We start from the raw sequence: 23,861 nt of genomic DNA, 5'->3' as shown, positions 1-23,861 counted from the left end.
TAAAAAGGCCCCCCGGACCTTCTCTCACTTTCTTATTTCAAGGCGAGAGGCTGAAAACCTCCACTGGAGGTTATTCTTGCTCTCGAGTTTCAGGGCAAGAAGCTAAAAAGGTCCCCCGGATCTTTTTACTCCCAAAAGTCATCAAATACGGTGATGGGTAAGTGGCGTTTGTGTTGGCCTTTATGCCACCAGTTTTCGATTGTTACTTGGGCTTCTGGGCTGATTGTTTTGCCTTCTAGGTAGTCGTCAATCTCTTCATAAGTGACTCCAAGGGCCACTTCGTCTGCTAGGCCTGGTTTGTCTTCTTCTAGATCTGCTGTTGGGATTTTTTCATAAAGGGCTGGGTCTGCACCAAGTTCCTTCAAGAGTTGTTTTCCTTGACGTTTATTGAGGCGGTAAAGAGGAAGAATATCCGCACCACCGTCACCAAACTTGGTAAAAAAGCCTGTGATATTTTCCGCAGCATGGTCTGTTCCAATGACCGCTCCGCTATGGGAACCAGCAAGGGCATACTGAGCAATCATACGGCAACGAGCCTTGATATTGCCCTTATTGAAGTCTGAAACAGGACTACCTGTCGCTTCAACTGCAACTGTCATGGCATCTGCCGATTCCTTGATATTAACTACCAAGCTGACATCTGGCTGGATAAAGGCTAGGGCTTTTTGAGCATCTGCTTCATCGGCTTGTACTCCGTATGGCAAGCGGACAGCGATAAATTTGTAGCTGTCGTCTCCCGTTTCTGCTCGCAGTTCTTCCATAGCTAGTTGAGCCAAACGACCTGCCAAAGTCGAGTCTTGTCCCCCAGAAATCCCTAGTACAAAGGTTTTAAGGAAGGGATGTTTTTTCAGGTATTTTTTTAAGAAGTCAATGGAACGACGGATTTCTTCCTGAGCATCAATCACTGGTTTCACGCCCAGTTCTTGGATAATCGTTTCTTGCAAACTCATTCTTCTTCTCCTTCACCAAGGGCTTCCTTACGCATTTTGTCAATCAAGTCCATCTTGTCTTGCCATACATCACGCGCCAAATCCACTGGATAATGCTGCGGATTGAGCACACGCTTGTACTCATCCCAAAGCTTGTCAAATTCCTTACGAGCATAATCCTGAATCTCAGTCAAGCTAGGCAAGTTGTAAATCAATTTCCCGTCCTTGAAGATATCCACCAAGAGAGGAACGGCATCAAAATTACGAACGGTCTTCTTGATGTAGGTATAGGTCGGATGGAACATCTTGATTTCTGTCATGTCGCTCACATCCACACCGTCATAAGTGATATAATCTCCTTCTGACTTGCCTTTTTCACGACTGGTAATCCGCCACACCTGCTTCTTACCTGGTGTAGACACTTTTTCAGCATTATTTGACAGCTTGATGGTATTGCGCATCTGGCCATTTTCATCTTCAATCGCAACAACCTTATAAACTGCTCCCAGAGCTGGCTGGTCATAGGCTGTAATCAGCTTAGTTCCCACACCCCAGACATCAATCTTGGCCTTTTGCATCTTGAGGTTGAGGATGGTATTTTCGTCCAAATCATTTGAAGCATAAATCTTAGCCTCTGTAAATCCAGCCTCGTCCAGTTGCTGACGAACTTTCTTGGAAATGTAGGCAATATCCCCAGAGTCAATCCGCACACCCATAAAGTTAATCTGGTCCCCCAACTCACGCGCCACCTGAATGGCAGCTGGCACACCAATACGAAGGGTGTCATATGTATCCACAAGAAAGACACAGTTTTTGTGGGTCGCAGCATAAGCCTTGAAAGCCTCGTAGTCATTGCCATAAACCTGTACCAAGGCATGAGCATGGGTCCCCAAAACAGGAATATCAAAGAGTTTACCAGCACGCACGTTGCTGGTTCCATTAGCTCCACCAATCACCGCTGCGCGTGTTCCCCAGATAGCCGCATCCATTTCTTGAGCCCGACGTGTCCCAAACTCCATCAAAGGTTCATCTTCGATGACCGAACGAATACGAGCTGCCTTAGTCGCCACCAAGGTCTGGTAGTTGACAATATTCAAAAGGGCCGTTTCTACCAATTGACATTGGGCTAGAGGACCTTCCACCTGCACAATCGGTTCATTAGCAAAGACCAAGTCCCCTTCTTGGGCAGAACGAACGGTCAACTCCAACTTGAAATTGCGGAGATAGTCCAAGAATGCCCCATGATAGCCTAGAGACTCCAAATAGGCAATATCACTATCTGAAAAACGTAAATCTTCAAGATAACTCACAATTCTTTCCAAACCAGCAAAAACAGCATAGCCATTCTTAAAAGGCTGTTGGCGGAAATACACCTCAAAGACCGCCTTTTTATTGTGAATCCCTTGGTCAAAGTAAACCTGCATCATGTTAATCTGGTACAAGTCCGTGTGCAATGTCAAACTATCATCTGGATACATACTTTTCCTACTTCCTTAGCTAGAAACCCATGAAAATTTTCAAGAACTTTCATGTATTCCAATAAATTAGTACTATTATAACACATTTTAGCTGGATTGAGAAAAGAGTAACAAGTTATTCACCACTCTCCAATTCATCCATATCTTGTTCAAACTTTTTCTGAGCCCATTCGCCATAGCTCTTCAGACCAAGATTGCCGATAAAAACCCAAGGAAGGTAAATAACATAAGTAATTGCCCAAGCAGACAGGTATTTAACATTCAAAGGATTGTGCTGATAAATTTCTATGTTGAATTGATAATTCTGTAACATCAAAAGAGCCGTAATAGCCAAGGTTAGTAAAAAACAACCCAAAATCGTAAAATGAAAACGACTATAGTAGGTCACTCCCAGATAACGAGCACGATTGAAAAAGAAGAAAATTCCTACTATCAGAGTATAGACTAGAAAATTCGGATTAAAAATAGAGGGAGCTAATACAGCCACCAAATAGCTTAGAAGCACAAGCCCAATGAAGAGGGTAAAGGATTCCGCTCCAGCTTTATTGATTAGTTGTTCTTCTCTTTCGTCAAGTAATTGATAATGAATAAATTTATTTACCATCTTCTTCCTCCCAAAATAGTTGATCTAAGGTTTTCCCTAAACATCTGCAAATGGACTGGCAGAGCGAGAGACTGGGATTGTATTTCCCTGCCTCTATCAAACCAATAGTCTGGCGTGTCACACCAACAGCCTCTGCCAGTTGACCTTGAGTTAAATCAAGCTCAACCCGAGCTAATTTTAATTTTAAATTTTTAGCCACCTGCGTCCTCCTTATAGTTTTAATACTCATCTACTCTTAAAAAATCCAAAACTAACACAAGCTGTCAGCTATTTATTATAACCTCATTAATTAGCACTCCAATATTATCTTCAACCTAAAATCAGTATGTTGGATTGTTTGAAATAAACTTCCTAGTTTACTCTTTTATTTTTGTTTAGTATTAGCTTTAGTAGAATCTTTTAAACGAGTTTTTATTGCTTGTACTTCTTGTTTAGTTTAGTTGGTTTCATATTACTATTATATAATGCTTTTGGAAATGAGTCTAGTATAAGTCAAAAACGTGGTGAACAGCAAGAGAAGGAGCATACCAAGATGACTGATTTTTTGCTGGTTTTAAGTATGCAAAATAATACTAAACGAAACTAAAATGAATACTTCTTGCTTTTCTTGAGAGTGAAAAAGTACAATAAAATGATTGTAGTGATTACCACAAGATACTGACTAATAGACATCGTATTTGAAGCCACAAATACAGGTAAAGAATAAAAAGGAAGAAGTTCAATTGCTTTGATAAACAAATCATTACTAGTATTCATCATAATCGTATTTAATATATTAGGGATAAAGAGTAGTAAAGCAACTAAAATACCAAATATCAAGCCACTTTTCAATTTGTATAAATAGAAAATGTAAGATAATAGAAAATAAAATAGGACTAACAAAATTGTATTGACTACAATAGCTACTATAAAATCTAATCCTAAATCACCTGGAACACCCAATTTACATACGATGACTAGTAGCACAATGCCATTCAAAGCATAAATAATAGAAACTGAGATGGCATATAGAAAATTAGACAAGACGTAAATCATCCGATTTTTCTTTTGATTATAAAATAAACTGATCGTATTGTTAGAAAAATCCCTGCTAATAATTCGGTTAGCATGTATAACAGCCATTAACATACCGAGCATAGCATAAAAATTTGAAATATGCTTAATACCAAGTGATGTCCCTTGAGTCTTTAGAATAAAGAATGTAACCAGTATCGGCGGTATAAACGAGATAATCAATCCGAGATATATTACGCCTGATGAATATAAATCTCTTATATTTTCCTTAAGAAAATTCAATTTATTTAATTTCATGATTATAACCTTCCTTTATTTTGAACGATTTAGATAAATATCTTTAAGCGTCTCTTTTTTAGTTTCAAAATCAACTACTTTAATAGAGTTTTCGTTAAAAAATTTAAAAAGCTCACTACTTTGAATATTCCCAGACATAGTAATTTTCAGTCCCTCTTCCTGAACAATATCCCCAAATTCTTGTTTGGTAAGGAAAATGTCTTTATCTGTAGCTGATGAAAAAGCTATCTCAAACAAGCAATTATGTCTATCTTTTCCTACTTTTTGGAATGTCAAAAGCCCGTTCTCCAAGAAAAGGACCCTCTCACAAATTTCTTCAATATCTTCTAATTTATGACTCGATATTAAAATTCCCACATTTTCATGTAAAGCTAAGTTTTTTAGAACTGCTAAAACTATTTGTGATGATTCAATATCTAAACCATTAGTCGGTTCATCTAAAATCAATATATCAGGTTCCGTAACGAGAGTTAGAAGCAAAGCTAATTTTTGTTTTGTACCTAAAGAATAGGTCTTTACTTTTTTATTAATAGACTGAGTCAAATCTAACTCTTGGATCAAACTTCCAAATCTTTCTTTATTGTAGTCAACACCATATAAATTTGACAAATATTTTAAATTCTCTAAACCTGTTTTAGATAAAAATAATTTTGGTTCTTCGATTAAATACCCAACATTATCACTACTTATAATATTCCCTGAAGTCGGTTGATTATTCTGAACAAGAATTTTCATCAATGTACTCTTGCCAACTCCGTTTCTCCCTACTAGACCAACAATTTCACCCTTATTAAGTGCAAAATTTATATCTTTGAGAATGATTGAATGAGCATAATGCTTACTTACATTTATAACTTCCATTTTTTATTCCTCCATTAACATTCTTGGTTTTCTCTTTGATTCTCATTAATTTTAAAAAGTTGCGCCTCTTTTTAACAACATTATATCATATATCTAACTTAATGCAATATATAAATGTCATTTTGTAAAATTTTATTAACAAAAAACTCTCTACCACCTAAATGATAGAGAGTTTTCTGCTTATTCAATTTTCTCAAAACATCTACAGCATCGTAGGATTTCACATCTAATGTCTTAGCTACGACTGTATTGTCCTCAATATCGTCTAGAAAGACACAATTTGTAGATTATAACTGCTACTTATCGATAGTTACTCATATCCATTAGTCCACCTCCATACTTATGTCAAGCCCCCTCTTTACTTTATGATTTCATATTCTCCTTACAAATCTTTTTGGTAATAAAATCTTTTTCCTGTGTAGGGATAGTCTTGTAAGGTAAAAACTTCCTTGTAGCCATGCATTTTATAAAAATCTGGAGCTTGAAACTGGTAAGTATTGACAAAAGCAAAACGACAGTTTCGATTCTTAGCTTCAGTTTCTGCTTGCTGCAATAGGTTTGAACCGAGTCCTTGCCCTCTCAGTTCTTCTTTTACAAATAAATACTCGATTTCTAGCCAATTTCCAAAAGTCTCTGCTATCAAACCTGCCATGAGATTGCCCTTTTCATCTTCGACATAAAGATTAAGTGGCTCACTTTCAGCCTCTTCTCTTTTTGAACGGTTATAAACACGAATCAGATTCCCTATTTCTTGTGATTTATGGGATTCTTTATTTTCCAATCTAAAGTACATCTAAACCTCCTCGAAAACTGATACAGCTTGATTATAGTCTTATTTCAATAGACTGTCAAACTAGCAAAAACCCACCAACCGGAGTTGATGAGTTTCAAATCTATTTTCTAAATTTCCACTGGCTGTAAATCCCAAAACCGATAATCCAGATAGCTGAACCGATTGCTCCGACAAATGTAGACTCTTGTAAAAAGAGAGTTACAAAGACAAAGGCAAAGAAGAGCATGGTTAAAGGATTTAGGAAACGATAATGGGGCATGAGATAGCCATCCGCCATAAAGTCTGGTGACTTGCGGTATTTAAGGTGAGCCACCATGATCAAGATATAGATAGCGATATAGACACCTGATGACGATGCCGTAATCAAGGCAAAGGCATCCGAAACACCTGGCAAGACATTGATAAAGGCCGCTAGGGCAATCAGAACCGCTGAGGCAATGATGGCATTTTGTGGCACATTATGGCGAGAAAGGGTATCTGCCTTGATCGCTTTTAGGAATGGATTTGGCGAATCATGGGCAATCTGGTACAAATGACGCCCTGTTGAGTAGAGGGTCGAGTTAAGGGCAGAGGCTGCTGATGTCAAAACGACGAAGTTAATCAAGGCTGCTGCCCACTTGATACCTGCCAATTCAAATACTGTAACAAAAGGTGAATCAGCCGATGCAAGCTCACGCCATGGAATGATAGCCATGATGGCTAAGAGGGCACCACCGTAGAAAAAGGCGATACGCAAAGGAATTTCCTTAACAGCCTTTGGCAAGACCTGACGTGGATTTTTGGTTTCAGAAGTTGTTACCCCGATAAACTCAATCATGAGATAAGCAAAGAAAACCATCTGGAAGGCCATGACAAAGTTCACTCCACCATTTGGGAAGAGGGAGAAATTGTCGGCAATATTAGCTAAACTTGCTACTCCATGAGGTGTCTTAAAGCCTGTCAAGACCATAAAGACTCCTGTGGCAATCATAGCTAAAATAGCCACAATCTTGACCATAGCAAACCAAAACTCAACTTCCCCAAAGAGCTTCACCGCTATCAGATTGACCAAGGCTAGAATGGTCAAAAATCCAATCTCAATCATCCAACTTGGCCAGCTAGGAAACCAGAACTGAACATAGTGAGAGATAGCAGTGATTTCCGCCATACCGATAAAGACAACGGATAGCCAGTAGGACCAAACCGAGAAATAACCCCAGCCCTTACCCAAATGGCGCGTGATAAAGTTGATAAAGGTATGTTGCTCAGGGTCTTGGTAGAGCATTTCCCCAACTGCACGCATCATAAGGAACATGAAAGCCCCAGTAATCATATAAATCAGTACAATGGAAGGACCTGTTAGGCTAATTGAGCGACCTGCTCCCAAAAAGAGTCCTGTTCCGATTGTCCCAGCGATGGCCATAACCTGTACGTGACGATTAGTTAAACCACGCTCCATCTTATTTTTTTTCTTCTTTGAACTCATATAGTCTCCAATTCAATTTAATTTATACTCAATGAAAATCAAAGAGCAAACTAGGAAGCTAGCCGCAGGCTGTACTTGAGTACGGCAAGGTGACGCTGACGTGGTTTGAATTTGATTTTCGAAGAGTAGCAAAATGGAAAAAGGAGTGAGTGAAGCGCACTGCCTCCCCACTCCTTTTTTCTGTTTTTAGGCTGTTTTTTCAACTTTCAAGATTTTTACATCATAGCTACCAACAGGTGTTTCAATGGTTGCTGTGTCACCTGTTTTCTTGCCAATCAAGGCTTGTCCAATTGGGCTTTCATTTGAAACTTTACCTGCAAAGGCATCCGCACCCGCTGAACCTACGATAATATAAACTTCTTCTTCGTCCTCACCAATTTCTTGGATAGTGACTGTTTTACCAATCGCTACTTCGTCTTGGGCAACTGAGTCACTATTGACGATTTCAGCATAACGGATTTTTGTTTCCAAGCTAGAGATTTGTCCTTCGACAAAGGCTTGTTCATCCTTAGCTGCTTCATACTCACTGTTTTCAGAAAGGTCACCGTATGAACGGGCAATCTTAATGCGTTCTACTACTTCTGGTCGGCGGACCAATTTCAATTCTTCTAATTCTTTTTCTAGTTTTTCCTTTTCCTCAAGGGTCATAGGATATGTTTTTTCTGCCATTTTTCTCAACTTTCTTTCGATAGTATTGAATCTCTATCTGAGATTCTCATGTTTGTAGTCTTAGTTTGAACTACTATTTTGAGTAAGTTTGCTATTGACGTGCTCAGCTACATTACGATCATGTTCTTCCTGTGTCACTGCGTAATAGACTTTACCATCTGTAACATTGGCTACAAAGTATAGGTTCTCACTCTTAGTTTGATTGATACTTGCTTCAATCGCGTCCTGACTTGGACTATCTACTGGACCAGGCATCAAACCAGGTTTTGTATAAACATTGTATGGTGAATTAATCGATGTATCAATTCCAGCATCGTCTGCTAGGCTGATATTTTGGCCAAGTTTCCCTTGGGCATACAAGATTGCAATATTGCTTTGAAGTGGCATACCAAGATTCAAGCGGTTGTAGAAAACACCCGCAATCAACTTACGGTCTTCAGTCTTAGCCCCTTCTTTTTCAACCAGTGAAGCAATTGTTAGCAATTCATTGACAGTCAAGTTCTTAGACTTAATTGCACTATAGTGCGGAGTCAAGGTCTTATCCATAGCTGCCAGCATCTCATCAATCAAACTTTCAATAGTCGTGCTTTCCTTGATAGAGTAGGTCGCTGGGAAAAGATAACCTTCCAAACGGTAACGAGCTCCACTTTCTTTCGTTGGCAAGCTTTCGAGTAGGTTTGGATATTTAGCAACTTCTTGACTGATAAAGTTGTCATCTTGCACTTTAGCCAAGAAAGTTTCCGCTGTCAAAGGTTCTTTAAATTCACCTTGTAATTGGCCTACAGCTTGGGCAATTTGATCAATCGTATATCCTTCTGGAATTGTCAAGTTTGCAAGAGATGGAGCCTGAGGTTCAGGTGTACCACCTTTTTGCAGTTCCTTAATGATGTCCTCTGTACTCATGCTCTTTTGCAAATTGTAATATCCAGCCTTCAAATCTGAATAATTCTTATATTTTGCATAGAAAGCAAAAATCACACCGTGTTTAATCACACCAGAATGCTCAAGAGTTGATCCGATTTCTTGGACATTGGCTCCTTCTGGAATTTGAACAGTCACATATTCCTTAGAATTTGCATCAACAGGTAGCAAGGATGACTGAACATACTGATAACCGAAGTAACCACCTGCCGAAATCAAGGCTAGGAAAATCAGTAGAGAAATGAAGAATGCCTTCAAATGTGATTTTTTCTTCTTAACTGGTTTAACCGTCTCACGGCGACTACGTCTAGGAACTGAACCTAGGCTATCTGCCGATTCAGCTAACTCAGACAACTCATTATCCACTGCAGGAGTACTAACTTCTTCCTGTTGTCTACTTGTTTTATACGACACCGCAACCTTTGTTGGAATCTCGTTAAATTCTTTGTCTTCGTTAAGTTTTACAGGTTCTACTTTTGGTTGAACTGGCTCGAAAACAGGTTCTACTGGTTCAACTACCGCTTCAATTTTAGGTTCTGCAACTTCTTCATTTCCTGCAATTTCATCCGAAATATTATTAGAACGTGACGGAACACTAGGAGCGTTCTTTAATATTTGATCCACAACTGAGAGAGAATTAGCCATCAACTCTTCTGCTGAAGGTTCGTTGTCCTGAGTTGAAGGAACTACTGAATTTTCTGGAGACGAAGGAGTTTCAAAACTTGTAATCTCGTTTTCTTGCTCACTTCTATCTTGTTTTTTTACTCTCTCTAAATCACGTAAAATCTGCTCTTTAAAGCTTAATTTTTCTTCTTTTGGATTTTCACTCAAAAGATTTACCTCCTTGTTGACAGTCCATAATATTATATCTTAAAAACGAAAGAAAAGCAACCTAGCATGCTTTTCCAGCTTATTTTTTAGCTTCCCAGACCATATCATACCATGTTTCCCCTGCAAAGGTTGACTGGGACTGGCCTTCATTGACAAATCCATGCTTTTCGTAGTAGGCGATGAGATAGTCATGACAGGTTAGGTTAATGCCTTCTCTTTCGTGTTCAAGAGCCAGTTCTTTCAAGGCTGTTAGTAATTTTTTACCAAGTCCAAGTCCCTGTGATTCTTTGGCAATAGAAAGACAGGTCACAGAGATATAACCACCAGACTCATGACTATAATCTTCTATCTCTTCTGTAAAAGACTGATCTTGCAGATGGCGGTGTGGTGCAACTGGCCCTTCTATATACCCCATGATTCTACCTTCTTTTTCTGCAACCAGAAAAGAGGTCCGAATCTCTCGCAAATGAGCTTCAAAAACCGAGCGAGGAATGGCTTCTTCAATCGAGAAATTTTCTAGTTCAATCTCAACGATACGATCTAAATCTTCTAATCTTGCTTTCCTGATTTTCATTGCGCCTCCAGATAAAAGAGATTAAACCAAATCATACTAAAACCTTGACTAGCTACATAAAGCGAAGTTGCTTCTTCCTCATCAATAAAACCGTTCATTTCAAAATAGGAAAGCAACTCATCAGGACTCTTCAAACGAATAGCTTTGTAATCCAGCTCAACCGCCACCTCTTTCAAGGCTGCAAGAAGAAGCGTGCCCAAGCCCTGTCTCTGATGGCCAGAGTCAATGACTAAAGAATGCATTTCTAGACATTGCGGATTATGTGGCTGAGGATCGCCTAGAACATAGCCCAGAAGCTGATTTTCATCCCTAGCTAGAAGAAAGGTATCCGCACACTTACGGATACTTTCTTCTAAAATATGGGAAGGTTGCTGCTTTTCAGCTGGAAAAGATGAGGCCTGAAGTGCCTCTATCTCAGTTAAATCAGACTTACTTGCCCGAATGATTTTAATTGGAATTTCCATGAGAACTTCCTATTGAACATTGCTTGTCAGGTTAGACAAGAGACGCTCGAATGAATATTCATAGGTTTGGATATCTCCTGCTCCCATAAAGACGTAAACAGCATTGTCATGGTCTAGGAGTGGAGAAACATTTTCAACAGTAATCACTTGGTGTTTCTTATTGATTTTATTGGCTAGGTCTTCTACCTTAACATCACCATGGTCTACTTCACGAGCAGATCCATAAATTTGGGCTAGATAAACAGCATCCGCTTGGTTCAAAGCGTGGGCAAATTCGTCCAACAAGGCAATGGTTCTTGTAAAAGTATGCGGTTGGAAGACTGCTACAATTTCCTTGCTTGGGTATTTCTGACGAGCCGCATCCAAGGTCGCAATAATTTCTGTTGGATGGTGGGCAAAGTCATCGATAATCACCGTATCATTGACAATTTTCTCAGTGAAACGACGCTTAACACCGGCAAATGTTTTCAAGTGTTCACGCACCAAGTTCAAATCAAATCCTGCTGTGTAAAGAAGACCAATAACGGCTGTCGCATTCATGATATTGTGACGACCAAAGGTTGGAATGTGGAATTGCCCTAATTCTTGACCACGGAAATGAACTGTGAAGGTTGAACCAGTTGTTGAACGAAGAAGATCACTAGCGACAAAGTCATTACCTTCTGCTTCAAAACCATAGTAATAAATCGGAGCATCAGACGTAATCTTACGCAATTCAGCATCTTCACCGTAGATAAACAAACCTTTGGTAATTTGTTTAGCATAGTCGTTAAAGGCATTGAAAACATCCTCTAGACTTGTGAAATAGTCTGGATGGTCAAAGTCAATGTTGGTGATAATAGAGTATTCTGGGTGGTAAGGCATGAAGTGACGCTCATATTCGTCAGATTCAAAGACAAAATATTTGGCATTGGCTGAACCACGACCTGTTCCATCTCCAATCAAGAAGCTAGTATCTGTGATATGAGACAAGACATGAGACAACATACCTGTAGTTGAAGTTTTTCCATGTGCTCCAGCTACTCCCATGCTAACAAAGTCGCGCATAAAGCTACCTAGGAACTCATGGTAGCGTTTGTAGCTAATGCCATTTTGGTCTGCATAGGCAATTTCGACATTGTTATCTGGACGAAAGGCATTTCCAGCGATAATTTCCATATCACCGTCTAGATTCTTTTCATCAAAAGGAAGAATGGTAATTCCTGCCTGCTCAAGACCACGTTGAGTAAAGTAGTACTTTTCAACATCTGATCCCTGTACCTTATGCCCCATTTGGTGCAACATCAAAGCCAAGGCACTCATCCCTGATCCCTTAATTCCGATAAAATGATATGTCTTTGACATGTTTTCTCCCCTATTCTGTAATTCTTGTCAGATTCAACTCTTGAGCAACCTGACGTTCTTGTTCTTTTTGTTGATTCTTTTTATTGTAGATTTGGCTCTTCTTCAGAAAATCATAATTGTTTTTCTTTGGGCCTGAAGTTTCTTTTGGCTCAGCTTGAGTCGACATATTGCTCACTTCTTCCGCCAAGATGTAATGAGACTGGGTCAATTTTTGACTATATTTAACAAATTCACCAGGATTTTCCTTTTGGAAAGGCGCAGTAGGTTGATTGCCCTGTCTATCCAAACGTTGCTGAGAAGGGCGCCTTGTAGGAGTAATATCCTTAGTCAGATAACTTGCTGAGCGTTTCTTTTTCAAGTCCGCACGCGCTTCTTCACGCGCCACCTCCGCATAGCTTTTTCCTTCTTTTTTTACTCCTAAGCCAGCCTTCTTAGGTTTCTCTACTAGCTTTTCAATCTGTTTTACTGGTTTTTCTTCAGTAATAGGGGCCCACTCCAGATAATTCTTATCACGGTATTCTCCCTTGATATTACTGATAAAGTCAGACTCATCATAGAGGTCCATAACCGGCATCTCAGTCAGCATGACCTCGTCATCTGACACCAATGGAAATCGTTCTTCTCTCATTTTCTATTTCCTTTCAACACTTCATTATAGCGTATTGTCTTGATTTTTCAAGTGCTTGCTTCAGAAATTCCCAAAATTTCTCTAATTTCTGCTAAGGTCAGACTGCCACGTGACTCTGTGCCATCCAATACTTGTGACACCAGATGTTTCTTCTGTTCTTGGAGTTCCTGAATTTTTTCTTCAATGGTTCCCTTGGTCACCAAGCGATAAACCTCAACCGTTTCTTCCTGACCCATCCGATGGGCACGGCCAATGGCTTGCGCTTCCACCGCAGGATTCCACCAAAGGTCAACCAAGATCACTGTATCAGCACCTGTCAGGTTCAGACCGACACCACCAGCCTTAAGGGAAATCAGAAAGGCATCTCTTTCCCCTTGGTTAAAGGCCTTGGTCATGTCTTGTCTTTCCTTGGCTGGGGTTGAACCCGTAATTTTAAAGGAAGTCAAGCCCAAGTCTGGCAGTTCTTGTTCAATTTTCTCCAACATTCCCTTGAACTGTGAGAAAATCAAGACACGGTGTCCACCATCTGCCACCTGTACCAGCAAGTCTCGAAGACTATCCAGTTTACCACTGGCACCCTGATAATCTTCCATAAAGAGGGCAGGCGTATCACAGATTTGGCGCAAGCGCATCAGACCAGATAAAATTTCCACACGACTTCGCTGAAATTCCTGATCTGACACTTGAGCCAGACGGTCTCTCATCTGTTGCAACTGAGCTAGATAGATAGCCTTTTGCTGGTCTTCCAGTTCATTCTTATAAACCACTTCAATCAAGTCTGGCAATTCAGTCAGAACTTCTTCTTTCTTGCGCCGCATCACGAAAGGTTTGATAAACTGAGCAACACGCTCAGCTGGCAATTTCATAAATTCTTTCTTGCTTGGCAGAAGTCCTGGCATGACGATTTGGAAAATAGACCACAACTCACCCAGATGGTTTTCAATAGGAGTTCCTGAAAGAGCAAAGACTGACGGCACCACAAATTGTCTCAAGGTCTGAGCAATCTTGGTCTGGGCGTTCTTCATGACCTGAGCCTCATCTAAGAAAAGGAAGTCAAAGGCCATTCCCTGATAAAGTTCACTGTCCTGACGGAAGGTAGCATAGCTCGTCACATAGATTTGATGGCTTTCAACAAGAATCTCTTCACGACTAGCTTTCAAACCATGAACAACAGCCACATCCAACTGTGGGGCAAATTTCTGAAACTCATCTGCCCAGTTATAGATTAAACCTGACGGAGCTAAAATCAAGACCCGACTTTCTTTTGTCACTTGACTGGTCAAAAAAGCAATGATCTGTAGGGTTTTACCAAGTCCCATATCATCAGCCAAAATCCCACCAAAACCATAGTGATAGAGCATTTGTAACCAGCTGATTCCCTTTTCCTGATAATCCCGCAAATCAGCCTGAACCTGAGTTGCTTGTCTAGGAAAGTCCTCTGGATGCGTCAAATCGTGGGCCAAATTCTGGAATTCTTGTGAAAAAGAAACACGGTCACGTCCTTCAAAGAGATGAGCTAAACTATAAGCTAAAGATTTCCGAGCCTGCATGGCCCCATCTTTTAATTCAAACTGCCCTAGTTCCTGTAAATTTTGGCGAATTTTCTTGGTTTCTTCATCGAAAAAGTAGACTTGATTGGACGAATCAATGTAAAAATCTTGATTATTAACCAAGGCCTGCATGGCTTGGTCAATTTCCTCTTGGGCAATATCTTGAAAATCAAATTGGATTTCCAAGAGACCTCCCTTGGAAGCAATCTGCACTTGAGGGCTTGCTAGGTTATAGAGTTCTTCTAGCTTGTCTGATAAATCAACATTCCCGAGTTTTTCAAAAACTGGAATGATGTCATGGAAGAAATGATAAACAGACTCTGCTTTTAAAGCCTGACGCCAAGATTGAAAGTCTGCTTCAAATCCAGCTGCCAAACCGACTTGGAAAACTCTTTCTTCTAAGTCAGCATCACTCGAAAAAGGTAATTCTTCTAGCTCTTGTCGGCTAGATACCTTCCTGTCTCCATAATCAAACTGAATTTGTAAACGAATCCGATTATCCTCTTCCCTGTCAAAGTAAAAAGAGGGGGCAAAAGTTTTGATTTGTAGACGTTCTGGAGCTGAAACGGTGCCCGTTTGGCCAAAGAGCGTTAGACAGGAAGCCAATTTGTCTCGATCACTACTATCAAATTGCAGGTATTTCTTTCCATGTTGATCCAAAGGCAGCGCTTTGATTTCCTTGAGAAGACGCATCTGCTGGTCTGTTAGAAAATAAACCTGTCCTTTATGGAACAGCACAGCTCCCTGATAAAAAACATTGACCCTTGGACTCTCACTGATTTCCATTTCAAAATAATCCGAGTATTCTGTTACTGTAAAGGCAAATATATTGGCATCCGCATGCAAATCCTGAAAAAGCAGAGTCTGGTAGCTATCCACTTGATGGTCAAATTGAAAATGCGGCAAGGTCATCAGCAAATTCACACCCTGCTCAAAAAAGGTCAGAGGAAAAAAGAGGTGCCGACCTTGGTTTTGGAAAAAAAGCTCTGGACTAAGTCCTTCCTCTACTAGTCCGCGCAAGAAAGTCAGAAGTTCTTGGCTGGCCTCATCAAAGGCTTCCCAAGACAGAGACTCCTCATAAGTTTTACCAATCATATAAGGTTTTCTCTTCTCGACGACTTTTAAAAAGAGCGGAATATCCCGAATAACGTAGTATTTTTGGCTATTGATTTGCCCGATTCTCAGGGTCCACAAGATATGGTTGCTTCCTGCTTCCACTTGTCCCACAGCCGACAACTCATAGGCGCGTTCTGATTTTGGAGACAAGATTCGGTCCAAAAATTTGCCACCCAAGGTCACCTTGGTTTCAACGGCCTCTTTTTCTTCATGACCTTCTTCCAGACTCTGCAAGATTTCCTGACCACGCTCATCATTTTTTAGAAAATGCTCCAACGCTGCCAAATGCACACAGTAGCCCCTCTTTTGGAAAAAATCGCAGGCACAAAAAACCAAATCATCCTCTAAACTATAGCGCAGTTCTTCTTCTGCGACGCGAGCGTAGAGCCGATTATTCTTTTCCTTGATGATGTCAACTTTACCAGTTTCATAAAGGGCAACGCCTTCGATACGGACTTTCCCCGGAATCAATTTAGCCATATTTTTACCTTTACCTTATCTTTTTATTATACCATATTTTCCCCTATGAAAATAGCCTTCTAAGGATACTTTTCTCCTAGAAGGCTGGATTTTTAAAGTTTAGCAAAAGTGGTCACGATGCGTTGGCAAACCTCTTCTAGTACTGACTTCGGCATAGCTACATTGAGGCGGGCATGGAGACTTCCTTCCTCTCCAAAATCCAAACCACGGTTGAGGATAACCTTGGCTTCATTTCTCAAAAGCTCTTGTAATTTTTCATCAGTCAGGTCATAGGCTGAAAAATCAAGCCAAATCAAGTAGGTTCCTTGCGGTTTCATGACCTTGATTTTAGTCTCTTTTCCAAATAAATCCACCACATAATTAATATGGTCTTCAAAGACTTGCTTGAGTTCCTCTAGCCAATCTTTACCGTATCGATAGGCAGCTTCTGTCGCCAAATAACCCAAGCCTGAAATTTCATGCTGGTTATTGGCCAACTGGCGTTTCTGGTATGCCACTCGCAACTTAGGATTTTCAATAACTGCATATGAATTTTTTGTTCCAGCGATGTTAAAGGTTTTAGTGGCACTGCTCAAGACGATCGCAAATTCTTTAAAGTCAGGATCAATGGTATTGAAGGAATGATGCTTGTGACCAAAGAGGGCCAAATCTTGGTGAATCTCATCTGAAACCAACAAAACACCGTGTTTTTGGCAGAGTTGGCCAATCTTCTCCAACACTTCCTTTTCCCAAACACGTCCACCAGGATTGTGAGGGTTGCAAAGAATATAGAGTTTAACCTCCTCTTCCACCAAATCCTTTTCAAGTCGGTCAAAGTCGATCTCAAACAGGGCATCCTTTTCCACCAAAGAATTGGTAATCAATCTACGGTTGTTCAACTTGACACTGCGTGCAAAGGGGGGATAGACAGGTGTGTTAATCAAAACCGCCTCGCCTTCTTTTGTAAAGGCTTGAATAGCTGTTGAGATGGCTGGTACCACACCCTCGATGAAGACAAGGGCCTCTTTATCAAAATGGTAACCGTGTTGTGTGGCTTCCCACTTTTGAACTTCCTTAATTAACTCTTCACTGGCATAGGTATAGCCATAAACCAATTGATCAGCGTAAGTTTGCACAGCTTGGCGGATTTCAGGCAAGACTACAAAGTCCATATCCGCTATCCAAGCTGGTAGGACTTCACTATCCGTTTCTGCTTCTTTCCATTTATAGGTATGGTGCCCTAAACGATTAGGCAGACTTGTAAAATCATATTTTCCCATCTTTGTCTTATCCTTCCAAGGCTTGGCGCAAATCTGCAATCAAATCTCTAGAATCCTCAATCCCAATCGACAAACGCAAGAGGTCATCTGTCAAACCATAAGAATGGCGCACTTCTGCTGGAATATCAGCGTGAGTTTGAGTCGTTGGATAAGTAATGAGACTTTCTACCCCACCCAAACTTTCCGCAAAAGAGAAGACCTTGAGGCTGTTTAAAATGTGAGGAATGCGTGTTTCATCTGCTACTTTAAAGGAAATCATGCCTCCACGACCAGTGTAGAGAACTTCCTTAACTGCTAGAGAATCCTTCAAAAAGGCAACCACTTCTTGGGCGTTAGCTGTTGAGCGCTCCATACGAAGAGACAAGGTCTTGAGACCACGAATCAATTGATAACTATCAAATGGAGACAAGACTGCCCCTGTCGTATTGAGATTGTAGAAAAGCTTTTCGTATAGCTCTACACTATTAGTCACAACCACTCCAGCCAAGACATCATTGTGACCTGCTAGATACTTGGTTGCTGAATGGAGAACGATATCTGCTCCATCTTCAATCGGACGTTGGTAGATAGGGCTGTAGAAGGTATTGTCCACCACCACTTTGGCACCCTTAGCATGAGCTAATTTTGCTAATTTTTCGATATCAAATTCCAACATCAAGGGATTGGTTGGTGTTTCGATATAGAGAACATCCACGTCCTTTTCTAACTCAGCAATCAACTCTTTTTCTGTATTGGCATAGGTAAAATGGAAACGGCCTTCTTGCTCCACTTGGTTGAACCAGCGGAAAGAACCTCCGTAAAGGTCACGGACAGCCAAGACCTTACTTCCTACCTGAAAGACACTAAAAGCTAATACAATTGCTGACATCCCTGAGCTAGTCGCTAGGGCATAGTCTGCTGACTCAATAGCCGCCAAGACTTCTTCTGCCTTACTGCGAGTTGGGTTTTTTGTACGCGTATAGTCAAATCCAGTAGATTTACCAAACTCTGGATGCTGATAAGTCGTTGAAAAATGAAGCGGTGTCACCAAAGCTCCTGTCGCTTCATCTGACTTGATACCCGCCTGGGCCAAAATTGTGTTAATGTGTAATTCCTTGCTCATACAATACCTCCAAATCTATAGTAACTATTGTACCACTTATTTTCATCAACTCATTTTCTTCTTTTCAAGAGCTAGTTATAGTTTCAAACTATATAAAAAACGACAGCTTCTTTCGAAACCATCGTTTTTCTTGAAAAATCCTTATTTGACGTGTTTTGCCAATTCTTCTTGGGCTTTTTTATTGGATTCTTCTTTTTCTTTCAGCCATTTTTCTTTGGCTTTTTCATATTCTTCTTTTGTGACTGTCTTATCTTGTACTTTGAGGTATTTATATGATTCAATACCTTTATTACCAGCTAATGAATATGGTTCTGAGAAAGGAACTGTCTTTCTCAATACTGGTGTTCCACCCTTAGACACATTTGGAATTGCTAAAGCGCTATCTACCAACCACGCTTGGATATCAGCATACTTGTCATAGCGTTTTGCAAGATCTTGTTCCTTATTGGCTTCTTCCAACATTTGAGTGTAGACATCTAGTCCAACAGCCTTGGCCTTGTCATTGGCTTCACCTGGCTCTAAACCTAGATTTTGCATCAGACCACCAGAATTAACATTAAAGACATCAAGATAGGTTGAAGGATCTTGGTAATCAGGACCCCAACCACCGTTGTAAAGATCATAATCCTTCTGAGCTGCTGTCTGAGCCAAATAGCTTGTATTATCATAATCTTCAGTAGTGAGTTGTTGAATATCAATTACGACATTTTCTGCACCTAAAGCTGCCTCAATAGATTGCTTCATAGAGTTTGCCTCTTGGACACCCTTTTTAGCAGCTTGGTCAACAGTCATGTCCAAGTGGATAGGGAATTGAACTCCTTTAGCTTGGAGTTCTTTCTTAGCCTCTGCAAATTTAGCCTTGGCTTTTTCAGCATTGTAGTATGGATCTTGGGCATCCGCAAAGTTGATTCCTTGCCATTCCTTACCATAATTCACCATCTTAGAGGCTACTACTTCACCAAAGTCTTTTCCGTTGATACTTACGAAGTTTGGAGGAACAACTAGGTTACGCAAAATCTTAGTTGCACCATCCTCTCCTTGAGATTGGGCTCCGTAAGCTGTACGGTCATAGGCAAAGTTAATGGCTTGACGGAAGTTTTTATTAAGAACCGCTTCCTGAGTCGATTTCTTTTCAGCATCACTTGTCTTGGAAGTGAATTTATAAGATTTTCTATCTAGGTTAAAGTTTAAGAAATAAGAAGTGGCATCTTGCAAGCTATAGATGATATTGTCCTTATTCTTTTCTTTAATCCCTTCAAAGCTTGCACTATTTGGATAAAGGCGAGCATAACTATAAGCTCCCTCAACAAAGTTACGAGCTAGTGCATCTTGGTCACTACCATCATAATAAGCCAATTTCACATCATCTACAAAGACATTTTTAGCATCCCAGTAGTTAGGATTTTTCTTGAATTCGATGACAGATTTTGAAACAAAGGATTTCATCAAGAAAGGTCCATTGTACAAAATGCTAGATGGGTCTACCTTCCCAAAATCATCCCCTTTTGATTTCAAGAAATCTGCATTGACTGGGAAGAGAATGGTTGATGTTGTTTTTGAGTTCCAGTAAGATTCTGGTCGTGTCAAGGTATATTGAACCGTTTGGTCATCAAGAGCCTTGACTCCGACAGTTGAAAAGTCTGTTGTTTTACCAGTGATATAGTCATCCAAACCAGCGACGGATTCTTGTACTAAGTACAAGGCTTCTGATTTTTTATCAGCTGCATAATTCAAACCAGTTACAAAATCTTGGGCAGTTACAGGAGCATATTCATCTCCATCTGCAGTATACCATTTAGCATCTTTACGCAGTTTGTAGGTATAGGTCAAACCGTCCTTAGAAACACTCCAATCCTCTGCCAAGGATGGAATATAGTTCCCATACTGGTCATTTTCCATGAGCCCATCTACCAAATTAACCACGATATCATTAGTTGTTGCACGGTTTTCTGCTAGATAATTCAAACTAGACGGATCACTAACATAAACATAGTTATATGTTTTTGACGCTGTGCTGGAATTTCCACACGCGCTTAATAAAATACCTGCACTTAACACGACACCCGCAAGTGCTACATACTTGGCTTTAGACTTTTTCATCTTCAGAACCTCCTGATTTAAATATTTGTCTTATTATACAACTTGAGTTTTATTTAGTCAATAGATTTTTAAGTAAAATTTAAGAAAAATTAAATTACCATCTACAAACTTTAGCTATTATTCTACAAATTAATAAAAAAGAGAATAATTTGAACATTTCATGATAGAAATGTTCAAATTATCCCTTTTATTTATAAATATTTTTTAAGTTAACTTTAATTTGATTCGTAGGCGTTCTGCTTGGGCTTTTCCAATCACCTTATCCAATAAACGGGTACGGAGGCTCATAATTCCATAAACTCCTCCACCCATGGCACCGACAAGAGTTACATATAGAAAACTCCACAAACGCCCACTTGGTTGGAAGACAAATCCCAGTATCCACTGGATAGCACCTACACCGATGAACATAACAAAAGTCAACAAACTGATTAAAATCGTTCTCCTAAATACCACATTACCTCTCATTCCTGTTACCCTACATAGTTCACGATAAATGAATAGAATAGGGATGATAAGAGCGATTGATGTTGAAATCAAAGGACCATAACTGTGAAAAAGATAAATTGTTGGTAATTGCAAGACTAGCTTAGCAACCGAACCATAGAAAAAGTAACGGATTGCTTTACGGTTATGGAACATAGCCTGAAGCATTGGTGACAAAACCATATATACACCCAAAATGGTTGACTGTAAGACTGCAAAGATAAACAAACCTAATGCCAAACCATCTGGCTTCCCGTAAAATATGGTATAAATAGGTTCACCGACCATGACCACTCCCACTGTTGCAGGAAAAAGAAACAATAGAAGCATAGTTAGATTATCTTGAATCAATTTAGAGGCAGACCTCAAATCACCTTTCACATAGTTTTCGGTCAAAAGTGGCAAGCCTACACCACCAATCGAAACTCCTAAGGAAATTAAAATCATAGTGATTTTATTAGGATTGGCTGAGAAATAAGAAAACATGACAACCAAGTCTTCATTACTATAATTGGTAAACCAGCTCATACTATTGATAAAGGTCATCTGATCCAAAATCTGGAAAAGCTGGATAGCAGACCCTGTCAGGATAAAAGGAATGGCTTCCTTAATCGTATCCATTAACAGGTGTTTGCTATCAATCTTATCTCCTGTTTCAAAAACTTTTTGAAGCATTCCTTCTTTATAGAGGAAATAAAGCAAGACAGCAAAGCTAGCTACCATTCCCACAAAGGCCGCAAAGGTAGACTGGGTGACTGCTGCTAGATAGTCTCCCGAACCAAGCTTCATAATGATAAAGGTAGCCAAGAGCATCCAGATAACACGAATGACCTGCTCAGCGATTTGGCTCATGGCATAAGGTTTCAGGTTATTCATCCCTTGGAAGAAGCCTCGGATAACACTCATAGATGGGAAAATCAAGACCGCCCAAGCCAAGCTCTGCATGATTGGGATCAAGTCTTTCCCCACACCCGATAAGTCTGCTAGCCAAGGAGAAAAGAGATACAAGACTAATGCAAAGACCAGACCAAGTCCTGTCATAAAGCCTAAAAAGCTCCGAATCAGGGCAAAGCTATGCTCTTCTTCTCGCATGGTATTATACTTGGCCACTTGCTTGGCCACCGCAACTGGAATCCCTGCTGTTGAAATCAGCAAGAACCAGGCATAGATATTATAGCCCATGGTGAAGAGACCATTTGCTGTAGCCGCATAAGACCCCATCCAGATATACCAAGGGATAATATAAATAGCCCCGAGTAGACGACTGATAAAGTTACTAGCCGTTAGCCAAGCAGTCCCTCGTAACATCTGGGCCTGCTGGTGATTGTTTTCGTTAGACATAGATTCCTCATTTAATTTTAATAACTAGGAAAAATTCCTCATCTTCCATTATAAACTTTTCCTTGTCACTTGTAAATTTACGACTTTCGGTTTACAATAGAAAGTATGATTAAGATTGAAACCGTATTAGATATTTTAAAGAACGATGGTCTCTTCCGTGAGATTATCGACCAAGGACATTATCACTACAACTACAGCCATGTCGTATTTGACACCATCTGCTATGATAGTCGCAAGGCCAAAGAGAAGAGCCTCTTTTTCGTCAAGGGGGCTTCCTTTAAGAAGGAATTTCTAATCTCAGCCATCTCTCAAGGCCTCGGTTGGTATGTGGCTGAAGAAGACTATGAAGTTGGTATTCCTGCCATTATCGTCAGTGATATCAAGAAAGCCATGAGTTTGGTAGCTATGGAGTTTTATGGCAATCCACAGGAAAAACTTAAACTCCTTGCCTTTACTGGAACCAAGGGTAAGACAACAGCAGCCTATTTCGCTTATAATATCTTATCTCAAGGGCATCGACCGGCTATGCTCTCGACTATGAACACAACTCTAGATGGCAAGACTTTCTTTAAGTCTGCATTGACAACCCCTGAGAGCATTGACCTCTTTGACATGATGAATCAAGCTGTGCAAAATGACCGTACTCACCTCATCATGGAGGTATCCAGTCAAGCCTATCTGGTCAAGCGTGTCTATGGTCTAACCTTTGATGTGGGAGTTTTCCTCAATATCAGCCCAGACCATATCGGCCCGATTGAACATCCGACGTTTGAAGACTACTTCTACCACAAACGTCTCTTGATGGAAAATAGCCGAGCAGTCATCATTAACAGTGACATGGACCACTTTTCTGTCTTGAAAGAACAAGTTGAATATCAAGACCATGATTTTTATGGTAGCCAGTCTGAAAACCAAATTGAGAATTCCAAAGCCTTTAGCTTCTCAGCTACGGGTAAACTCGCTGGAGATTATGATATTCAACTCATTGGGCACTTCAATCAAGAAAATGCCGTTGCTGCTGGACTTGCTTGTCTTCGTCTCGGAGCAAGTCTTGAGGACATCAAAAAAGGAATCGCTACAACCCGAGTTCCTGGTCGTATGGAAGTCCTCACCCAGAAAAATGGAGCCAAGGTTTTCATCGACTATGCCCACAATGGTGACAGTCTCAAAAAACTAATCAATGTTGTAGAGACTCATCAAACTGGAAAAATTGCTCTGGTGTTAGGTTCGACAGGGAATAAGGGAGAAAGCCGTCGTAAGGACTTTGGCCTCCTCCTCAATCAACATCCTGAGATTCAAGTCTTTCTGACTGCTGATGACCCCAACTATGAAGACCCAATGGCCATTGCAGATGAAATTAGTAGCTACATCAATCATCCTGTTGAAAAAATTGCGGATCGAAAAGATGCCATCAAGGCAGCGATGGCTATCACAAATCACGAATTAGATGCAGTTATTATTGCTGGTAAGGGAGCCGATTGCTACCAAATCGTCCAAGGCAAGAAAGAAGCCTATCCAGGAGATGCAGCCGTCGCAGAAAATTATTTATAAGATA

The 23,861-nt window shown here is 40.3% G+C and carries 20 protein-coding genes; 1 reads left to right on the top strand and 19 read right to left on the bottom strand.

What is annotated here, in order from left to right; translation table 11 throughout:
* Positions 1-125: 125 nt before the first annotated feature.
* The 19 genes from nadE to HMPREF2628_RS04935 all read right to left on the bottom strand — a co-directional run bounded on the left by nadE (position 126) and on the right by HMPREF2628_RS04935 (position 22,306).
* Positions 126-950, bottom strand: coding sequence for an ammonia-dependent NAD(+) synthetase (gene nadE / locus HMPREF2628_RS05025; RefSeq protein ID WP_070842511.1), 825 nt, complete (start codon positions 948-950; stop codon positions 126-128).
* Positions 947-2,407 (bottom strand): nicotinate phosphoribosyltransferase, encoded by a 1,461-nt coding sequence (locus HMPREF2628_RS05020; RefSeq protein WP_070842510.1) that lies wholly within the window; start codon positions 2,405-2,407, stop codon positions 947-949. Before HMPREF2628_RS05020 ends, nadE begins: the two co-directional genes overlap by 4 nt.
* Before the next feature lie 115 nt (positions 2,408-2,522).
* Positions 2,523-3,011 (bottom strand): DUF6773 family protein, encoded by a 489-nt coding sequence (locus HMPREF2628_RS05015; protein WP_070842509.1) that lies wholly within the window; start codon positions 3,009-3,011, stop codon positions 2,523-2,525.
* Positions 3,001-3,210, bottom strand: coding sequence for a helix-turn-helix transcriptional regulator (locus tag HMPREF2628_RS05010; RefSeq protein WP_001107500.1), 210 nt, complete (start codon positions 3,208-3,210; stop codon positions 3,001-3,003). Before HMPREF2628_RS05010 ends, HMPREF2628_RS05015 begins: the two co-directional genes overlap by 11 nt.
* A gap of 383 nt (positions 3,211-3,593) precedes the next feature.
* Positions 3,594-4,322 carry an ABC transporter permease gene (locus HMPREF2628_RS05005; RefSeq protein WP_049543346.1) on the bottom strand — a complete coding sequence of 243 codons (729 nt, stop codon included), beginning with the start codon at positions 4,320-4,322 and terminating at the stop codon, positions 3,594-3,596.
* Between the two features lie 15 nt (positions 4,323-4,337).
* Positions 4,338-5,183, bottom strand: coding sequence for an ABC transporter ATP-binding protein (locus HMPREF2628_RS05000; protein ID WP_080977898.1), 846 nt, complete (start codon positions 5,181-5,183; stop codon positions 4,338-4,340).
* 382 nt (positions 5,184-5,565) lie between these two features.
* The gene (locus HMPREF2628_RS04995) at positions 5,566-5,976 is read right to left on the bottom strand and encodes a GNAT family N-acetyltransferase (RefSeq protein WP_080983321.1); all 411 of its coding nucleotides are present in this window, start codon (positions 5,974-5,976) and stop codon (positions 5,566-5,568) included.
* Positions 5,977-6,076: 100 nt separating this feature from the next.
* Complete coding sequence (locus HMPREF2628_RS04990; protein WP_070842508.1) at positions 6,077-7,441, bottom strand: amino acid permease; 1,365 nt, start codon at positions 7,439-7,441, stop codon at positions 6,077-6,079.
* A gap of 186 nt (positions 7,442-7,627) precedes the next feature.
* Entirely contained in the window at positions 7,628-8,110 is a 483-nt protein-coding gene (gene greA, locus HMPREF2628_RS04985) for a transcription elongation factor GreA (protein WP_000818768.1), read from the bottom strand.
* Positions 8,111-8,170: 60 nt separating this feature from the next.
* Positions 8,171-9,862 carry an endolytic transglycosylase MltG gene (gene mltG / locus HMPREF2628_RS04980; protein ID WP_070842507.1) on the bottom strand — a complete coding sequence of 564 codons (1,692 nt, stop codon included), beginning with the start codon at positions 9,860-9,862 and terminating at the stop codon, positions 8,171-8,173.
* A 79-nt stretch (positions 9,863-9,941) separates the two neighbouring features.
* Positions 9,942-10,436 (bottom strand): GNAT family N-acetyltransferase, encoded by a 495-nt coding sequence (locus HMPREF2628_RS04975; RefSeq protein ID WP_070842506.1) that lies wholly within the window; start codon positions 10,434-10,436, stop codon positions 9,942-9,944.
* The gene (locus tag HMPREF2628_RS04970; RefSeq protein WP_070842505.1) at positions 10,433-10,900 is read right to left on the bottom strand and encodes a GNAT family N-acetyltransferase; all 468 of its coding nucleotides are present in this window, start codon (positions 10,898-10,900) and stop codon (positions 10,433-10,435) included. The genes HMPREF2628_RS04975 and HMPREF2628_RS04970 overlap by 4 nt, the downstream gene beginning before the upstream one ends.
* 9 nt (positions 10,901-10,909) lie before the next feature.
* Positions 10,910-12,244 carry a UDP-N-acetylmuramate--L-alanine ligase gene (gene murC / locus HMPREF2628_RS04965; protein ID WP_020902223.1) on the bottom strand — a complete coding sequence of 445 codons (1,335 nt, stop codon included), beginning with the start codon at positions 12,242-12,244 and terminating at the stop codon, positions 10,910-10,912.
* 10 nt (positions 12,245-12,254) lie between these two features.
* Complete coding sequence (locus HMPREF2628_RS04960) at positions 12,255-12,872, bottom strand: divisome accessory protein ZapJ (protein WP_070842504.1); 618 nt, start codon at positions 12,870-12,872, stop codon at positions 12,255-12,257.
* Positions 12,873-12,919: 47 nt separating this feature from the next.
* Positions 12,920-16,018 (bottom strand): pilus expression-regulating Snf2 family helicase, encoded by a 3,099-nt coding sequence (locus HMPREF2628_RS04955; protein ID WP_070842503.1) that lies wholly within the window; start codon positions 16,016-16,018, stop codon positions 12,920-12,922.
* Positions 16,019-16,110: 92 nt separating this feature from the next.
* The gene (locus HMPREF2628_RS04950) at positions 16,111-17,277 is read right to left on the bottom strand and encodes a MalY/PatB family protein (RefSeq protein WP_070842502.1); all 1,167 of its coding nucleotides are present in this window, start codon (positions 17,275-17,277) and stop codon (positions 16,111-16,113) included.
* A 7-nt stretch (positions 17,278-17,284) separates the two neighbouring features.
* Complete coding sequence (locus HMPREF2628_RS04945) at positions 17,285-18,379, bottom strand: cystathionine gamma-synthase (protein WP_070842501.1); 1,095 nt, start codon at positions 18,377-18,379, stop codon at positions 17,285-17,287.
* A gap of 141 nt (positions 18,380-18,520) precedes the next feature.
* Positions 18,521-20,479, bottom strand: coding sequence for a peptide ABC transporter substrate-binding protein (locus HMPREF2628_RS04940; RefSeq protein WP_070842500.1), 1,959 nt, complete (start codon positions 20,477-20,479; stop codon positions 18,521-18,523).
* A gap of 204 nt (positions 20,480-20,683) precedes the next feature.
* Positions 20,684-22,306 carry a putative polysaccharide biosynthesis protein gene (locus HMPREF2628_RS04935; RefSeq protein ID WP_070842499.1) on the bottom strand — a complete coding sequence of 541 codons (1,623 nt, stop codon included), beginning with the start codon at positions 22,304-22,306 and terminating at the stop codon, positions 20,684-20,686.
* 105 nt (positions 22,307-22,411) lie between these two features.
* On the opposite strand from HMPREF2628_RS04935, the gene HMPREF2628_RS04930 reads away from it, so the two are divergent.
* Positions 22,412-23,857 carry a UDP-N-acetylmuramoyl-L-alanyl-D-glutamate--L-lysine ligase gene (locus HMPREF2628_RS04930; RefSeq protein ID WP_070842498.1) on the top strand — a complete coding sequence of 482 codons (1,446 nt, stop codon included), beginning with the start codon at positions 22,412-22,414 and terminating at the stop codon, positions 23,855-23,857.
* Positions 23,858-23,861: the final 4 nt, after the last annotated feature.

Origin of the sequence: Streptococcus sp. HMSC063B03 (assembly GCF_001836965.1) — a bacterium.
In the GTDB taxonomy this organism is placed as follows: Bacteria; Bacillota; Bacilli; order Lactobacillales; family Streptococcaceae; genus Streptococcus; species Streptococcus pneumoniae_F.
The sequence above is the reverse complement of the archived record's forward strand: the minus strand, read 5'-3'. Positions and strand labels throughout refer to the sequence as shown.